The 17,554-nt window shown below is 45.7% G+C and carries 9 protein-coding genes; 3 read left to right on the top strand and 6 right to left on the bottom strand.

Annotated elements, in window-relative coordinates; translation table 11 throughout:
• The first annotated feature begins 157 nt into the window (after positions 1-157).
• Both HP548_RS20640 and HP548_RS20635 read left to right on the top strand, forming a co-directional pair.
• The gene (locus HP548_RS20640; RefSeq protein ID WP_246318145.1) at positions 158-1,909 is read left to right on the top strand and encodes a cache domain-containing sensor histidine kinase; all 1,752 of its coding nucleotides are present in this window, start codon (positions 158-160) and stop codon (positions 1,907-1,909) included.
• Positions 1,890-3,500, top strand: a complete 1,611-nt coding sequence (locus HP548_RS20635) for a response regulator (RefSeq protein WP_175382692.1) — start codon at positions 1,890-1,892, stop codon at positions 3,498-3,500. Before HP548_RS20640 ends, HP548_RS20635 begins: the two co-directional genes overlap by 20 nt.
• Before the next feature lie 73 nt (positions 3,501-3,573).
• Here HP548_RS20635 and HP548_RS20630 read toward each other — a convergent pair whose 3' ends face one another.
• The 6 genes from HP548_RS20630 to HP548_RS20605 all read right to left on the bottom strand — a co-directional run bounded on the left by HP548_RS20630 (position 3,574) and on the right by HP548_RS20605 (position 14,658).
• The gene (locus HP548_RS20630) at positions 3,574-5,217 is read right to left on the bottom strand and encodes an extracellular solute-binding protein (RefSeq protein ID WP_076288342.1); all 1,644 of its coding nucleotides are present in this window, start codon (positions 5,215-5,217) and stop codon (positions 3,574-3,576) included.
• A 119-nt stretch (positions 5,218-5,336) separates the two neighbouring features.
• Positions 5,337-6,995, bottom strand: coding sequence for a response regulator transcription factor (locus HP548_RS20625; RefSeq protein ID WP_175382691.1), 1,659 nt, complete (start codon positions 6,993-6,995; stop codon positions 5,337-5,339).
• Between the two features lie 4 nt (positions 6,996-6,999).
• A complete protein-coding gene (locus HP548_RS20620) occupies positions 7,000-8,751 on the bottom strand; it encodes a sensor histidine kinase (RefSeq protein ID WP_175382690.1) in 1,752 nt (583 codons plus the stop codon).
• A 76-nt stretch (positions 8,752-8,827) separates the two neighbouring features.
• A complete protein-coding gene (locus tag HP548_RS20615) occupies positions 8,828-9,718 on the bottom strand; it encodes a carbohydrate ABC transporter permease (RefSeq protein ID WP_076288339.1) in 891 nt (296 codons plus the stop codon).
• A gap of 15 nt (positions 9,719-9,733) precedes the next feature.
• A complete protein-coding gene (locus tag HP548_RS20610; RefSeq protein WP_064638694.1) occupies positions 9,734-10,639 on the bottom strand; it encodes an ABC transporter permease in 906 nt (301 codons plus the stop codon).
• A 167-nt stretch (positions 10,640-10,806) separates the two neighbouring features.
• Complete coding sequence (locus HP548_RS20605) at positions 10,807-14,658, bottom strand: alpha-L-arabinofuranosidase C-terminal domain-containing protein (protein ID WP_175382689.1); 3,852 nt, start codon at positions 14,656-14,658, stop codon at positions 10,807-10,809.
• Between the two features lie 388 nt (positions 14,659-15,046).
• Here HP548_RS20605 and HP548_RS20600 point away from each other — a divergent pair, with 388 nt between their 5' ends.
• Positions 15,047-17,461 (top strand): family 43 glycosylhydrolase, encoded by a 2,415-nt coding sequence (locus HP548_RS20600; RefSeq protein WP_175382688.1) that lies wholly within the window; start codon positions 15,047-15,049, stop codon positions 17,459-17,461.
• Positions 17,462-17,554 lie beyond the last annotated feature (93 nt).

Raw genomic sequence — 17,554 nt, 5'->3', positions numbered from 1 at the left:
AAATCATATCGTTATCCAGACTTTCGTGTGTGTAATTCGGACTTCTGAATCAAAAGATGCAATTCTTTATGTTTTTTTCAAATAAAGGTTTTATACTATTCCTGAGATATTAAAGCGTATTCATAACCAAGCAATCAAGAAAGTGGTGCATTGTTCCATGGCAAACCTGAACACCATCAAACCCTACCCCATCCGGCATTATATCCGCATGATGTTCGTCATTTCTTTTGTCGTACTCATCTTGGATCTCGTAATCAGCATTGCGTCCATCTCCATGGTCAAACAGCAGTCCACCCAATACTTGCAGGATGCAGCTGATCTGTACATCAATCGCATTAATCACGATTTTGCGTACATTAATCATTTCATGGGGTGGACACTGGCCAATGACGAGAATCTCGACAACATGAATACATATGGCGTGAACAGTATTCCGTTCCTGAAGGCCAACGAGAAACTACATTTGCTCTTCGCCGAACTACAGCGAAACTACGGGCAGTCGTACAATTTCTTTTATTATTTGGAGAATAGTGAATATTTCCTTAACTGCGCACCAATAAGTATCTCCTATTCGGATTATTCAGAAGTGAAAAAACAAATCATTACGCTGACCCGTGATAAAGGTGTATATGAGAAGTTCTATTCCCATTGGACACCAATTCACGTGAACGGCACTTCTTATCTTATCAATATTGTGCCGTACTACAACCGTTATCTTGTTGCCTTGATATCCGCAGATGAACTGATCGCCCCTCTCCAGCAGATTAATCTGGGTGCCAACGGGTACGCCTCTCTAGTAGACGAAAATGGAGTGCAACTTTCCGGACCTGCCGGCGGGGATCACATACCAGAAGAGAGACATTCATTTCTCGATCTGTTCCAGTCTCATAATATTGTCAGCAGCGACTTCTCCAATGCGGCATTCAGCGTGCATATGGCCATCAAGTTTGGCGCATTCGAGAAAATCATGGTAGCTCAGCTGCTCATTATGCTGCTTTTTCTGATCATCACCTCCACGTTAAGTGCGATCATCATGTTTTTCAGGAGAAATCTGCTCGTTCCCATTCAGAGATTCTCCAAAAATCTGGCGCGTATTAACGAAGGAGATGAAGCGACAGACTTCAAGAGCAGCCGGATAATGGAACTGGAGCAGGTCAATGCACAGTTTAAAGAACTGGTAAGCCAGATTAAACGGTTCAAGATCGATCGCTACGAGCAAGAATTGGAGAAACAAAAAATACGATTGGATTATATGAAATTGCAGATTAAACCTCACTTTTTCCTGAATTGTCTGACGAGCATGTACAGTATGGCACAGATGCAGATGTACGAGGAAATTGAGAGTATGGCACTAGCTACCTCCCGTTATTTCCGATATATCTTTCAAAGTGGGGAGAATTTCGTTCTTCTGGAGAATGAGATTGAACATGTGAGAACGTTTCTGGACATCCAGAAGTCGCGTTACCGCGACGCTTTTTCCTATCGAATCGAACAGCCTGAGGTCATCACGGGCATCGCTGTGCCCCCACTTGTCATTCAGACATTCATCGAAAATGCGGTCAAATATGGGGTCTCTCGAGACCGGGAACTATGTATTACTTTATCCGTGACGGAACAACGACAGGAAAGTGGCGATCATGTACTCATCAAGATTTCGGATACAGGACCAGGCTTCAGCCCAGATGTTCTTGACGCTTTGGTGCGTGGAGAAGCGCTGGAACAAACTGGCGGCAACCGGATCGGCATTATGAATACCATCCAACGTTTGGAATTGTTATATCGAGATGAAGCAAATATTACGTTTGCAAACGACGCAAGTGGCGCTCGGATCACGCTTTCCTTGCCTAAAATGATACTGAATTCAGATACTTCGGGAGAGGTGACAAACCATGAATGCATTGCTGGTTGATGATGATTATTTTGTTGTCATGGCTTTGGAAAAGAAAATTGATTGGGAGGCATTGGGGATTCATAGAATATTCACAGCATACAATATTGCGCAGGCCAAGGAAGTGTTGCAAACTCATCCCGTACAGATTCTCATATGTGATATTGAGATGCCCCAGGGTAGCGGGCTGGAATTACTCGCATGGGTCCGGGAGGAATCGCATAATGTACAGACGATATTTCTGACCAACTATGCCGATTTCAACTATGCCCAGAAAGCAATCGAGCTGCAAAGCTTCGATTATTTTCTAAAACCAATCGAGTTTGACAAGTTAACTCTTATTATTCAAAAGGCAGTTGCTAAAGCCCGCGACCAGCAATTCATTGAGAAAGCCATTCATGAGGGTGAGCTGTGGCAGAAAAACCGAAGCAAACTGATTGAGGACAGCTGGCGCAGGCTAATCTCCGGTAAAGCTTTTCCTTCCAGCCCTGCCAACGTCTCTGCCTTTTTGACAGAACAAAATCTGCCTTATGAAACAACCGATCTGTTTCTCCCTATTCTGGTTAACCTGTTTCCGTACGATCAAACGCTGGGCAAGACGGACAAGAACCTGTTCGATTACGCGTGTTTGAATGTAATGGTTGAGCGGTTCCAGAACACGTTGTTCTCCATTGAAGCCATTATCGAAATCAAGGATCATAACTGGATGATTATTCTAAAATGGAACGGGGCGCCGGATGCACAGCTGATCGAATCCATGTGCGGTTTGTTTATCCCCGAGGTTAATAATTACCTAAAGTCTGATGTTTGCTGTAGTATCGGATTCTCTCTACCACTGGGTCAGATTCGTCATACCATCAATGAGTTGTTGCTTATGAATGAAGAGCGAATCAAACATCGCAACCAAACTTTTTTACTGGAAAACTATAATAGACCCGAGTTGAATTACACACCGCCTGATCTGGGATTGCTGGAGAAATTGTTAAATGAAAATCGCTTCCAGGCTTTTCTGGATGAAACGGGTCGTTATATGCATCAACTGGTCCGTGAAGGTGTGGTAGGTACCGCCGTTCTAAGTTTGTTGCGTCTTGATCTGGTGCAACTTGTGTATGCCCAATTGAAGAGTAAGGAGATCGAAGTGCACAAGCTATATATGGGCAAAACGAATGATCAATTGTTCATGCAATCTCTGCATTCTATTGAAGATATGCAATCCTATATTGCCTACCTGGTTAATACGGCTGCAGAATATCTGAATGTTGCCGAGCAGCCCAAGTCGGTTGTACATGAGATTACCCACTATATACGCACGCACTATGGAGAAGATTTAACGAGGAATAATCTGGGGGAGATGGTCTATCTGAATCCGGATTATCTGGCACGGCTGTTCAAGAAAGAGATGGGCATTTCACTGGGCCATTATGTCATCCATACCCGTCTTGTGGCGGCCCGGCATCTCCTGGAGACCACCGCACATTCGGTGCATACCATTGCTGGAAATGTGGGTTATACCAACTACTCTCACTTCACCAAACTATTTAAACAAGAGATGGGCTGCAGCCCCAATGAATATCGCAAGAAGCAGAAAGAAGGCTCTCATGAAACCGGATGACCTTTATAGCTTGTAATACAAAATGCCACCCTGCGAATCGTACGCAGAGTGGCATTTGCTGTTTTACTATGGCTTATTTATTCGCATTAATGACTTCATTCACTTCCTGAGTGATCTGGTCACCACCAAGTTTTTTCCAATTTGCAACAAAGTTATCGAACTCGTCAATAGACAGGTTGCCGTAGATGATTTTCAGGAACGTCTCAGCACGCAGTTTATCCAGGGTTGCCTGTTTCGTGTTCATGGTTCTCGTCGGGGCGTAGATAAATTCATTCATGACAATGAGGTCGTTATCCCGGTAATATTTAATGACACCCTGCGAGCTTTCCGGTCCAAAAATACGTTCCATATGCCACTTATCCAAATTCCCATTGCGGTAATCCATAATATCATCGTAGAACAGCTTCGCTTCAAGCTCTAATCCGGAGGTATCTCCCGTTTTGAGCGCCTGCTCGACTTCGTCCTGTGCCTTCACGTTTTTGTTGGCGGGCAGATTGGATACGGTCGCATTATGAAAACCAAGTCCGGTCAAGCCGTTCAAATACGCAGCACGCTCTTCCTTGGCTGACTCACCGAACATTTTCTCTGCCTGAAAATTCAGCAGTTTGATCAATGCTTCCGGGTGTTCGTATCCTTTACGTACGGCAAATATTCCACCCAAGCTTAAGTGATTCTGCGTTTTGGCAGGCTGGTCATCGATAGATTGAACCGGATAAGGCAGCCAGTCTACGTTCTTATCCTTCTTAATCATACTGCTAACCTGAAATGGTGCCCATTGTGGCAGAAAGAACATGCCTGATTTGCCTGCATTCACATCTTCCATCATCTTCGTAAAATCCTTAACACCAAACTCAGGGTCGAGTACACCATTCGAATACAGATTTTGCAGTTCGCGTAATCCTTCCTTCACCTCAGGCTGAATGGTTCCATTCACAACCTGACCCGAAGCATCCTTGATCCAAGTTTCGAGATAACCATGATAACCAAGCAGGAACGCATTAATTGGCAAATCCTTGTTGAGTGCAATACCATACGTGTCATCTTTGCCGTTACCGTCCGGATCTTCGAAGGTGAAGGCTTCCGCAATCTTGATAACGTCCTGCATTGATTTTGGCGCTTCAAGCCCGACCTTTTTCAACCAATCCTGGCGAATCCAGATCATATCCGAGGAATCCAGCGAGCCTGGGAAACTGACCATTGCGTATATTTTCCCTTCCTTGGTTACTGGCTTCAAACCTGCTCCATCCTCAGCAGACATAAATTCCTTAACCAGATCGGATGCGTACTTATCATAGACCTCAGTCAAATCTTCCAGCATCCCCGCTTCATGCAGCTGCTCAAACTGCACAGCACTTACTTTCAATACATCTGGCAAATCGCCACTCGCCAGGGTGACGTTCATTTTGTCGTTATAATTGGCATCCGGGACAATCCAGTCATAGGTGACATCGATTCCCAGCTCGTCCTTGTATCCTCTGGTCCAAATGTTATTAGCGTGTGTATCGCCTTCAGCAAGCGATTCTTTCCCGGTTTCATTCATGGTTGATGTTAATTTAATGGGTGGATCATATTTCGTAAGCGGACCTCCAGCTTCCTGCTGTGTGCTCGGTTGGGCTTCATTCTCAGCATTACTCGTACCCGATGAACAGGCTGCAAGCGTGGTTGCCAGAACCATGGTTAACGTTAACAATGAGAATTTCTTTAATGACATGTTCATGCGAATCCCCCTTTTTATTCCTCCCGTGAGGTATAATTTTATTTTAGTAAGAAAGCGCTATCACTACGAGTGTACCCCGTTGACATCTGGTATCTTTGATTTACCATTTCAGACTTGATCTAACTTTTTTGATCCCGATATTCCTGTGGCGTGCAGCCGGTGGCCTTTTTGAAGAAACGATAAAAATAGTGCTGATCACTAAATCCGACCTTGGCGGATATTTCATGCATTTTGCAGGCAGAGCCGAGAAGTAATTCCTTGCTGCGCTCGATGCGCCGGTCATGGATATAGTCGGATATACCTTTGCCAGTAATACGTTTGTACCAACGGGACAGATATGAAGGATTGAGGGAAACCTCCTGTGCAATACGGGTTAGCGATAGGTCATCCTCCAGATGATGCTTGATATAATGATGAATGGTAATGAGAATCTGCGACTGATCATGGATACGTGTAACACTTCTTTTGGAGATGATCCATTCATATGCCGATTGATAAAAAACGACCAGATCGGACCACGGCGTATGGATGTCAAAATAAAGCATACGAGATAACGCAATTTCCTCCATTGCTGATTCGTACAAGCCCAGTTCATGAACAAGCTCAATCAGTGCATTACCTGCGCCTGAATAGATCTTCATTCGAAAGAATGGGTCCTGAAGTCCTTCTTTTGAAGCCTCTGTCCATTTGTGAAACGACTCTATCCACTCCCGATCTCCTGCTGTAACGTGCTGCCTGATCTGATCCAGATGAAGAGTCGCAACACTCTGCTGATTCAATATATTGGGGGTGTATGGCGAATCACGCTGCACCTTGACCCGAAGAAGCTTCTCCATCCCAAGTCCAGGGCCCTCATGGATCGACAGACGCAGCTGTGCAATCGCCTGACTTAGCTCCACCCACTCCACCGCAAGTTCGCTCACCATAATGGAGACGGACAGATTCAGACAATCCACACAGGATTGCTGCACAGACTCCAGCGTTCCATAGACGAAACGAAGTGTCTGTTCCCACTTCTCCTGCTGTCCTGTATGGAAGCTCGATGGCTCCGCCTTGGGCTGAACAAAGCAGGCGATCACCTGATAATCCAGATCAATAGCTTTGACCTTGGCCTTATCCTGGAGCAGCTCCTCCGCAACGTTTGCAACAGCATAGCGAATTAAACTCCGGTCCGCCTGGGATTGATAGTTGTTCCACTCCTCAACCCGTATGATGACCGGGATTACCGGCTCATTGGACATAAAAGGTAACTGGACTGCATCCAATTCTTCCTGAAGCGCGGCGATATCATTTCTTTCTGTTCGTTTTAGGAGATCCAGCAGCAACTGTCTTTGCAGCTGCGGCAGCGCTCTGGGAAGCTTGCTGCGAAACCAGGCATGCTGGTAACGAAAATCATTTTCCTCCGAAATTTGTGTTAACGCCCGCTCTACCGCTGCACGAATATGACTCATGCCCTCTGTCTTTAACAGGTAATCCACAACACAAGGGTTACGTATCGCTTGATGTGCATAATCGAATTCGTTATGACCTGTCAGCAATAGCACTTTACATCGTGGCCAACGATCCATAATCTTCTCGATCAGCTCCATGCCATCCATGCCAGGCATGCAGATGTCGCTGAGTACGATATCAATTTTAACGGAATTCAACCACTCGATTGCTTCAAAGGCAGAGTATGCCTTAATGATCTCCATATCCTGAAAATCCGCTTTTTGAAAGAAAGCATAAAGACCATCCAAAATAACCGGTTCATCATCTACAATTAACATCCGCTGCATACGATTACTCCCGTCTCCATGGAATATTTAAAATCATGCATAAACCGCCTAACTCACTGCGCTGAGCACAAAGGCCATTGCCCGCCCCGAATTTGATCCGTAAACGTTGATTCACATTCATTAGTCCCGTAATCTCTTCATTCCCATGTCTCTGATTCGCAGATTCTTGAAAGGATTCTTGCAGGCTGCTCAAGACCTCATCCGTTAATTGATCACCATCATCCTCTATCCGAATGGACAATTTGTCGTGTGCGACTTGATAGGATAATTTCAGAATCCCGCCTTGACTGCGTTTGGCAAGGGCATGTTCGAAGACATTCTCGACAATTGGCTGAATAATGACTCTGGGAATGGCGATGTCTCGATACTCTCTACTTAGTTCCTCCAGCTGCAGTTGAACTCTTGAGCCAAATCGAATTTTTTGAATAGAAGCATAGACTAAGGCATGGTCCACCTCTTCACCGAGCGATACTTCGGAATGAGAATCCCTGGACATATACCTGAAATATTGACCCAAATAGTCAGTGAATTCCTGAATTAATTCAACATTCTCGACCTCGGCCATTTGCTTGATGCTGAACAGACTGTTGTATAGAAAATGAGGCTGAATCTGGGACTGCAAATGTTTGAGTTCTGCCTCACTGGTTCGAATCCGGGCAACATAATTTTCATCAATCAAAATATGTAAGCGCTCTATCATGTGGTTGAAGCGAGAGTATAAATAACCGAATTCATCGCGTCTGGATTGCGGAATATGAATGCTTGTCTGACCTTGCTCCGCCATTCTGAACCCGCGAATGAGCACAGATAACGGCTTGTGAATTGACCTGTAGATCGAAAAGGAGAAGATCATAATGATAACAATTGAAATAAGCGTCAACGTCCACAGCCATAGGTTGTATTGTTCCAGGGGAGCTTGGAGCACATCATTAGGGATACTGGCTGTCAGCGTGAAAGAGTGATCGGGATCATATAGCGAATAATACAGATATGGATCGGATTGAAATCTCGTCACTTGCATGGATTCTGGTGAATCCGGTGATACCTGTTGCAATTGTACGGCCGATACAGGTTCGTCCGAAGAAGAAATCAGCACATGGTGCTGCTCACCGAAGCTCAGTGTAATATCACTGCCTCCTGTTTCCGCTAGCTGCTGCAATCTGTGCTTCAGTTCTTCCGCAGACAAGCGGATGCCTAATATAAAATTGGGCGGTTCCTCATGATTCATGTTATACGGATTGCTTTTGAGAAAATAAAGATTGTTGTCTGAATAAGACAACTCACCATTCAGATTTCCCATAGTTGCCAGCAGATCCTTCCATTCTGTATCCTCCACATTGCGAATTCCGTCCACCGCGCTGACCCGTTTATGCAGAGCCGGAACGTAATATACAACATCACTGATATAGGGACTTGTCACCATGATCTGCCCCAGCTTGTTGTGGATATCATTGAGACTGGAAGTCACCTCATATCTGCTCATAATCGCAGCTCGTGTACTAAGGGTGGACATCGTATCATCGAACGAAAATTCGGTAACAAGTCCACTCATTCGCTCCAGTTCAAATTGCAGATGATTGTGGTAAAAATAAAGCTTTGATTCATGCGCCTTCTCCACTTCCGTCTGCATTTGCTTGGAGCTGGTATGCGTGATCATAATACTGATCCCATATAAGGGCAGAATGACGAGCACAAAGGCAATCATCAGTTTGACGACGATAGATGCATTTTTCCAACTCCCCACTGTGAATCTCATTTCCCCTTCACTCCTCTCCTCAACGGCAAAAAGGAGCCGGAAATCGGCTCCTCCCATTGGTTTTCCTCCATCGATCTTATCCCTTTACACTACCGACAACAAGTCCATGAACGAAATACCTTTGCAGGAACGGATACACGAGCAAAATGGGGATAACAGACAAAAAGATTTGGGATGCCTGGGTCGTTCTATCCGACACCTGACTTAACAGAGTTGCATCCTCTAAGGTCATCATTTCACTCTGAATCATCGTCACTTGCTGGAGCATCGATTGCAGATACGTGGCTAACGGATAACCTTCCGGACTCTTCATATAGATCATGCCGTCAAACCAGGCGTTCCAGTGCCCCACCATGGCAAACAGTGTGATGGTTGCGATACTGGGCAATGAAATAGGAAGGTAAATGCTCCATAGTGTGCGGAAATGACCTGCGCCATCCATCCAAGCCGCCTCTTCCAACTCCTTCGGCAAACCCCTGAAGAAATTCAGCATAAGCAATACATTAAAGATCGGAACCGCTCCCGGTAATATCAGGGCCCAGATCGAATCCAAAAGACCTGCTTCCTTGACGATCAGATAACCAGGGATTAATCCTCCACTGAACAGCATGGTAAAGACAAAAATCCACGCATAAAACGTTCTTGAACGAAACTTCGCTGCCTCTTTGGAGAGCGGATAGGCTACAAGAATCGTGAAAATCAAATTTGTCGCAACTCCGAGTACAACACGGAGAAGACTTGTACCGAATGAATTTAGAAACTGCTGATTTTCGAGAATGTATTTATACGAAGACAAGGTGAAGTCCACCGGCCAGAATGTGACACTCCCTGCCTTGACTGCATCACTCGAACTAAACGAAATTGCCAGAATATTCACAATGGGAAACAGACACAGCAAGGCAAGAAGGGTCAGGATGACATAATTCATTCCCAGAAACCAACGATAGGCTCTCGAAGCGTGATGCATGTTCTTGCCTCCTTTCTAGAAAATCCGATAATTAGCTAATCGATAGGCGAGAAAATAACCAAGCCCGATAAAGATAAACGAAACGACTGACTTAATGAGACCCAATGCGGTTGATACCGAATATTGCGCATCCTGCAGTCCGATCCGATAGATCATCGTATCCAGAATGTCTCCGGACTCATAGACCAGCGGATTGTAAAGGTTGAACACTTGATCAAATCCACCGTTTAGCACGTTACCCAGACTCAGTGTAACCATCAGAATCACGATGGGACGAATGCCAGGAAGCGTAATATGCCAGGTCTGCTTCCATCTTCCTGCTCCATCCATTACAGATGCTTCGTACAGGGATTTATCAATGTTTGTCAGTGCGGCCAAATATATAATCGTGCCAAATCCGAATTCTTTCCATTGGTCCGTAATGACGAGTATGTAAGGAAACCATTCGTTACTGGCCAGGAATTGAACAGGTTCAACCCCTATCGCCTTAAGCAGCATATTTACAATTCCTGTGCTAGGGGACAATACGTCTACAATGATACCGGCCAATATAACCCAGGAAAAGAAATGCGGCATATAGATGACCGTCTGAATTGTTCGTTTAAAACCTGTTTTGCGCACCTCATTCAGCAGCAAGGCCACAAGTACGGGAATGACCAAACCGGACACAATTTTCATCGCGGAAATAAATACCGTATTCCATACGACCTGACCGAACCCCGGCAGATCGAATAGATACCTGAAATTGTCCAGGCCGACCCAGTTCATATTTTTGAATCCGGCAATGGGAGAGAAATTCTGAAAGGCAATGGAGAGTCCCGCCATCGGAATGTAACCGAATACAATAATGATGATCAATCCAGGCAATATCATGAGATGAAGCGGAACGTTTCGTATAAATTGTCTGTAGTTGGAACGCATGAGCTGTCTCCTCCTTCAAATTCATTATAGAATCCGTCAGGAATCGGCAATAGTGTAGGCTATTTACTTTAGGTATCTTTTATTGACTCTCTTCCCGGAACACCAAAAAACCGCGAGTATCGCGGTTCTAAGGCTGCATCAGGTTATTATAGAGATATTATTACTTATTATTTCTGGATATCCATAACCAGCACATTGACCGAATGAGCAGGAAGCTGCAAAACAACCGAATCCTCCTGCAGATGTATCACTTGTTCTTGTGGAACAATTTTCTCATCATTCTTCTGGTTCACATTAGGCACATGTAGCAATGCTTCATCTCCACCAAGTGTTATCCATTTCGCAACAGAGGTAACGTTCAGATCTTGAAGGTGAATTTGGGTTGCTTTATCCACCCCATCTGCGTTCACCAGTTTCACATACACATGCTGCTCGTCTCTCGTAACGGAATGGAATACATCCCGGTTGTATGCTTCCAGCTTGTAATCCAGAATTCTGCTGGTCGTGTGACCATCGGTATAAGAGCAGATCAGATTCTTCCCTGTGTCACCACCATAATTCACCGTAATCGTATAATTCGTATCGTTCGCCAGCGGTTCATAGTTGGCTGCCCGGAGATTTCCCGCCGCGGAACTGGAAGAATAATCACCCAGAGTGTAGCCTTCTACCCCTTGTTTGTATACTTTGACTCCCGTCGCATTGCCGCCATAACCGATTGCGTATTCGATGACATCCTTTTTCTCAGGTGAACTATCCGTCAATCCCACACCGATGGTGAAGCCATCCTCACCCGCTATGCGCTGAGCCTCGACTTCCACTTTATAATTCGACCATTCATCGTTCAGAAGATACAACCCATTCAGGCCGCTCGCCTGGGCTTTCAAAATCAGTCCTTTTCCCGTCTCCAACGTGTATCCTACCGATCCGGGAATCCAATTCCACGACTCATTCAGAGCTGTCCCCTCCCTGAAATCTTCTGTAAACAGCACGCTGCCATCCTGGTTCGATGTGACCGTAATCCGTTTCACCACAATGTCGGCATTGCCTGTCGCAATCTCGATACCGCCTCGTGGAATGAGTTCGATCGGTTGACCCTTGCTGTACGTTGAAAATGAAGTTCCCAGCACCTGCTCACCCACATACTTGGCAAAAAGCTGCTGCACATAATAATTCGGTGTATACCACACCGTTTCATCATCAAACCAGATGCAGTCCGGCGTCCAGCGATAGGTGCCGTCCGTCAGTACTTTGTTGAACAATGGCGCATAGGCAGCCAGGCGAACAACGTCCGCATTATTTTCAAAACCGGTCATGACCGCCGCTTCTGCGATCGCACCTGCCAGTGTATTTTTGTCCGTGGATGCATATTCTCCCACAAATACCTTGGATGTCTCTGTCCAATCCATACTGCCATCTTCATGATAAGCCCGCTCATAGTAGTTGTACCGATCCACGTTGTTCAGCAAATAGTCATTGGAGCGATAGTAGTGCTCATCCGCAATGGTATCCATATAGTTGTCCTGGTTCTCATACCAAGTGACCGTCTCTTCGATCACCTCTTTACCATCTGCAAATGCCACCTGAGCTGATCCGGTCAGATTGCCGCTCAGGAATTTCCAGCCCTGCTGATACGCATCATCATCCGCCTGTGCGCCAACTGTCGAAATAATATGAAGCTCATGATCAGGATAATTACGTTTCATATACTCATCAATTGACGTCTTGAATACTTCAAAGTTGGCAAAAAATTCGGTTCCCCAGTTCTCATTACCTACGCCAAGATAACGCAGATCGAATGGTTCAGGATGTCCCATGCTGCTTCGAATGGCAGCCCATTCGTTATGTTCAATATCCGTGCTGAGCGCGAAATCGATCAGGTCTGTAAAGTTTCGGATATAGTAATCCCTCAAAGCGCCACCCGCCGGGTGTGCATAATCCGAACGAGCCTGGCACAGAACACCACAGGCCATGACCGGAACCGGAGCAGCATTCAAATCTTCTGCCAGTTGGAAATACTCCATATAGCCGAGGCCCATCGTCATCATGTAACCCCAGACGTTATAGTTCTCTTTGCGAAGCTCCACCGCTCCCACCGAATCCTTCCAGTCATACACATTGTCCCAAATGAACGAACCTTCGGAAATGCATCCCCCCGGAAAACGCAGAAACTTCGGATGCAGATCGACGAGGGCCTGAACCAGATCTTTCCTAAGCCGATAGTTCGGATTACCCGTGTAGTTGGTATGTGCTGAAGCGGATACTCCCTGCTCTTTTGGATCGGCTCCCCATACATCCTGCGGAATCAACGACACCATGTCTATGGAAATGTCTCCTTCAAAGGAAAGTGCCAATTGCCCAAGCGCGGTCTCCGTTCCGGTCAAGGCCACGTTGGAATTGGTGATGTTGGGAGAATTGGGGTGAGTCAACACCTGGCTGCCACTTGCATGACCGCTGAATTCGGCATTAGCCACAAGGACACGGGTATCGGAATAGGCGATCCCGTACTTCTTCCATGTGTTACCGCCCTCAACTTGCAGGGTAACAGAATCGCTGATGGCATCACCGTTCCCGTCCTGCAATTGAACCGTAATCGTTCCTGCGGATACAGCCTTGGCCCAGACGGTAAAATCATATGCCTCTCCTTTCTTGATGGACATGGCACAATGCTGATTGGAATCCGAGAATCCGCGATTTCGAATGGTCGCACCCGCCTGAACCGTTACATAATAAGCGTTCACTTCCGGGTCTGCCACGTTAAGATGAGTATTTATTCCATCGGTATGCTGTACGATCATTTTCTCGGTATCCCCGGACCAGGCAAACAAAGGATCACGGTTCCGACCTGTTGAACAACCACATTCACCAGAGTCATGCGAGTACGTATCGAATGCAAAGGATTCGAACGAACGGTTCTGAACTAACTCCGCATAGATTCCCCCATCTGCTGCATTGTTGATATCTTCGTAGAATAGGCCATACATCACTTCACTAATATCCGCCACCTGCTGATCCCCGTGTATTGTCACGGTATAAGGCGGGAGATGCTCTGGCACAACGGACACATTAAAACTTTTATTCAGCGTATTTCCACCTTTGGTTAAAAGTGCGTTCAAACGAATCTCCTGTGCCGAGCTAAGAGGTTGAACTTCTCCATTCGCTGACAGAACATCAGGCTGACTTGAATTCCATTGCACGTTTACCTTGCCCCCCAGTAAATCAACAGGCAATGACACATCTTTGGTAATAATCCGGGCTGGAGCAGATAAATATTTATCTCCTGCCAGCTGCACAATCTCTTCATCCGTCAGGGACTCGCACATAACTTCAATCACTTCATCCATGGACAGAGCGGCCTGATAAATCCGAAAATCGGACAGTGAGCCTGCAAAATCTACATCTGCCGCGTACTGTGAACGTCCAATATAATTGCGGCTATAATTCGCAGGGTCCACGAAGGAATCAAACCATTTGCGCAGCTTGGCATAATTGCCACTGGATGTCTGACTGATGGAACCGTCTGCCACCTTCTCACCATTCACATATACAACCGGCCCCGCACTGCTGCGTGTGCCGCCCTGACTGCCTGCCACCGATAAAGCAATATGCATCCATTCCCCGCTGGCAAATCCGCGTCCCGGGTCTACAACCAGATCATCGCCTGCGTATAACGTGCTTCGCATCTGACGAGTCAGAAATAAATAGGGACCCTTCTCGCCTTTACCGAAGTCGAAAATCCGCTCCCACACGTTCGATCCTTTGCCCAAATGGACCCATGCTGCAACAGTCACTCCGGTGTTGTCGCTTACATTTTGCAGTAAATTTGATGGCAGCTCCAAATACGATGTTCCGTTCAATCCACCGGTAAAAGTCACCGCCCATCTGCCATTCACTTCAGAAATGTTGGGTGATTTCTCTCCTGCGGCAGCTCCAACGTGCCCGTTTCCTGAGCTATCCTTGCCAATGTCGGCTGCATCTTCAAACTTATAGTGTGCGATTAGTTGATTATGAAATGTAGTCATGTTCATTCCTCCTATGTAGGTTAAATTATCGTAGATGAACTTTCTTTAATTCGTATAAATATAAATTGATTAATAAATATATAAACACATAATCTAATCGTATAGTATCTTATTTCGAGTAAATATTTCAATCCCAAAATTACAAACAATCTGTTATATCATAGGAATTCATACGAATACATCGACCTTTTGCCTATCTCTCTCTCCATTATCAAGTCACACTAACTCTGATATTTATAGTTTACAAATATATAAATTGATTGATAATATAACAAATGAAAGCGCTTGATCATTCGTGGTAATCAAAAGGAGGGCTGTCCAACCAGTTAACGTTTGCGGCATTGAATAGGGCTATTTTTCATTTTATGTATTGGGAAAGGGGAAACGTATGAAAGGTTATTGGGTAAGCGTACTTCATATTTCTTTACTGAGCTCTGCATTACTTACGACAACAGCTTTGGCTCCCGTCTCCGTATTGGCGGACAGTCCGGGGGCAATGAGTTCCAAATCGCAAGTTTCCACATCCATTGAAAATACGGTTCCAGCATTCAGGAATGTTTCCGTTCATGACCCTTCCGTTATCAAGGTGGGAGATACCTTTTATATTTTTGGTTCACATCTTCAAGTAGCAAAGTCCAAAGATTTAATGAATTGGGATTCGGTCGCCTCCGGGGTTACAGATAACAACCCTGTTGTGCCTAATGTAACCAAGGAATTTGCTGAAGCCCTGCAATGGTCGCAGACCGATACGTTATGGGCAGCAGATGTCATTCAGTTGGCGGATGGCAAATTTTATATGTACTACAATGCGTGCAAAGGGGACTCTCCCCGCTCTGCGTTAGGCGTTGCTGTTGCAGACAACATTGAGGGGCCTTATAAGGATCAGGGTATTCTGCTCAAATCTGGCATGTGGGATGAGATCAGTGAGGATGGCACCATATACGATGCAACCATACATCCAAATGTGGTCGACCCTGATGTATTTTTCGATAAAAACGGCAAGCTCTGGATGGTGTACGGTTCCTATTCCGGGGGGATTTTCATTCTGGAGATGGATGAAACGACGGGAAAACCTCTCCCTAATCAGGGGTATGGCAAAAAACTGACCGGAGGCAATCATAGCCGAATTGAAGCACCTTATATGCTTTATAGTCCCGAAACCGACTATTATTATCTGTATCTGTCCTATGGCGGATTGGGTGCTGACGGGGGATATAACATTCGGGTAGCTCGCTCCAAAACACCTGACGGTCCTTTCCTCGATGCTGAAGGAAACGATATGATTAACGTCAAGGCGGACAAGGACAAACCCTTGTTTGATGACCGCTCGATCGAGCCTTTTGGCGTCAAATTGCTGGGGAACTTCCTGTTTCAAAAACAAATCGGTGACCCAGGCACAGATCAAGGTATCGGCTATGTATCACCAGGACATAACTCCGCTTATGTTGACGCTGAAACGGGAAAACAATTTCTGATCTTCCATTCCCGCTTTCCAGGACGCGGCGAAGAGCATGAAGTCCGCGTACATGAGATGCATATGAACTCGGAAGGATGGCCTGTCGTTTCTCCTTACCGCTATGCGGCATTGGAAGAAAACACTGCCCAACTGACAACCCAGGAGATTGCTGGTCAATACAAATGGGTGAATCACGGGAAGGAAATTACGGCCGAGATCAAATCTTCACAGACCGTTCAGTTCACACCAGATTGGCAGATTAGTGGTGCGGTGACGGGAACATGGAGTCTTGAAGCACAAAATCAGGTGCAAATCACGTCGAATAATGTTGTGTATAAAGGTGTCTTCACGCATGAATGGGAGCCAGATTCCCAAAAGACGGTTCTGACCTTTAGCGCTCTCTCCTCCTCTGGCGTGGCACTCTGGGGAAGTCAGATGACTGCAATGAAGGATCAGGATATTGTCAATGCGGTGAAAAAGGATCTGAGTATCGGCGACACAGGGAACGTATTCTTCAACCTGTCCCTCCCGACCAAGGGAACACGTAATGCAGAGATTACGTGGAAATCTTCCAACACCTCTGCGCTGTCCGCTACCGGTGTAGTGAATCGTCCTCGCACGGGTAAGGGAGATGTCAAGGTGGCATTAACGGCAACGATTCGCAAAGGTAGTGCGGTAAGCTCCAAAACGTTTAACGTTATCATTCCACAGCAAGCGGTAAGTCCACTGCTTGGAGAATATACTTTTGAACAAAAGAAACTTGCAAAAATCGCACAGGATTTCAGCAAAAATGAATACCATGGCCAAGCCTTTAATGTGGCGACTTCTGCTATTAGCAGCAAGAATCAGGCTGCTGCTTTTAACGGAACCGACAGCTATATCCAGCTGCCCGGAATTATTACCGATACGACGGATTTCACCTTTAGTGCATGGGTCAACTGGAGTGGCGGCGGAGCCTGGCAGCGAATTTTCGACTTTGGAAATGGCCTGACTAGACATATGTTCCTTACTCCCGCCCAGCATACCGGAGCTCTGCAATTCACCATTCATGATCAGGGACGAGATCAGAGCCTGATTGCTGCTGAACCGCTGCCCTCCAATCAATGGGTGCATGTCGCTGTTACCCTTCAAGGAGATACCGGCACTATGTATGTGAATGGAAAAGTCGTAGCAAGCAGCACGGAAATCACGTTTAACCCGAAAGATCTGCAAGTAACTGAAGCTTATTTGGGCAAAAGCCGCTATACAGCCGATCCCTTCTATAAAGGCTCAATGGATAACGTAAAAGTATATGATAAAGCGTTAACCTCCAACGAAATTCTGCGTCAGGCAAAAGAAAAGCCTTAATTTATTCAAAGCCTTACGCATGGAATTGATTTGAAATAACAAAAACGCCAATCTATCGGTCGAATTCACAGACTGTTGTATTGGCGTTTTATT

The organism is Paenibacillus taichungensis (assembly GCF_013359905.1).
In the GTDB taxonomy this organism is placed as follows: Bacteria; Bacillota; Bacilli; order Paenibacillales; family Paenibacillaceae; genus Paenibacillus; species Paenibacillus taichungensis.
Note: the sequence above shows the minus strand (reverse complement) of the source record. Positions and strands in the feature narration are given on the sequence as shown.

Bases quoted from the DNA above. Each gene is read 5' to 3' on its own strand.
- HP548_RS20620 (WP_175382690.1), bottom strand. From the start codon at position 8,751: ATGAGATTCACAGTGGGGAGTTGGAAAAATGCATCTATCGTCGTCAAA.
- HP548_RS20615 (WP_076288339.1), bottom strand. From the start codon at position 9,718: ATGCATCACGCTTCGAGAGCCTATCGTTGGTTTCTGGGAATGAATTAT.
- HP548_RS20610 (WP_064638694.1), bottom strand. From the start codon at position 10,639: ATGCGTTCCAACTACAGACAATTTATACGAAACGTTCCGCTTCATCTC.
- HP548_RS20625 (WP_175382691.1), bottom strand. From the start codon at position 6,995: ATGCAGCGGATGTTAATTGTAGATGATGAACCGGTTATTTTGGATGGT.
- HP548_RS20630 (WP_076288342.1), bottom strand. From the start codon at position 5,217: ATGAACATGTCATTAAAGAAATTCTCATTGTTAACGTTAACCATGGTT.
- HP548_RS20635 (WP_175382692.1), top strand. From the start codon at position 1,890: ATGAATGCATTGCTGGTTGATGATGATTATTTTGTTGTCATGGCTTTG.
- HP548_RS20600 (WP_175382688.1), top strand. From the start codon at position 15,047: ATGAAAGGTTATTGGGTAAGCGTACTTCATATTTCTTTACTGAGCTCT.
- HP548_RS20605 (WP_175382689.1), bottom strand. From the start codon at position 14,658: ATGACTACATTTCATAATCAACTAATCGCACACTATAAGTTTGAAGAT.
- HP548_RS20640 (WP_246318145.1), top strand. From the start codon at position 158: ATGGCAAACCTGAACACCATCAAACCCTACCCCATCCGGCATTATATC.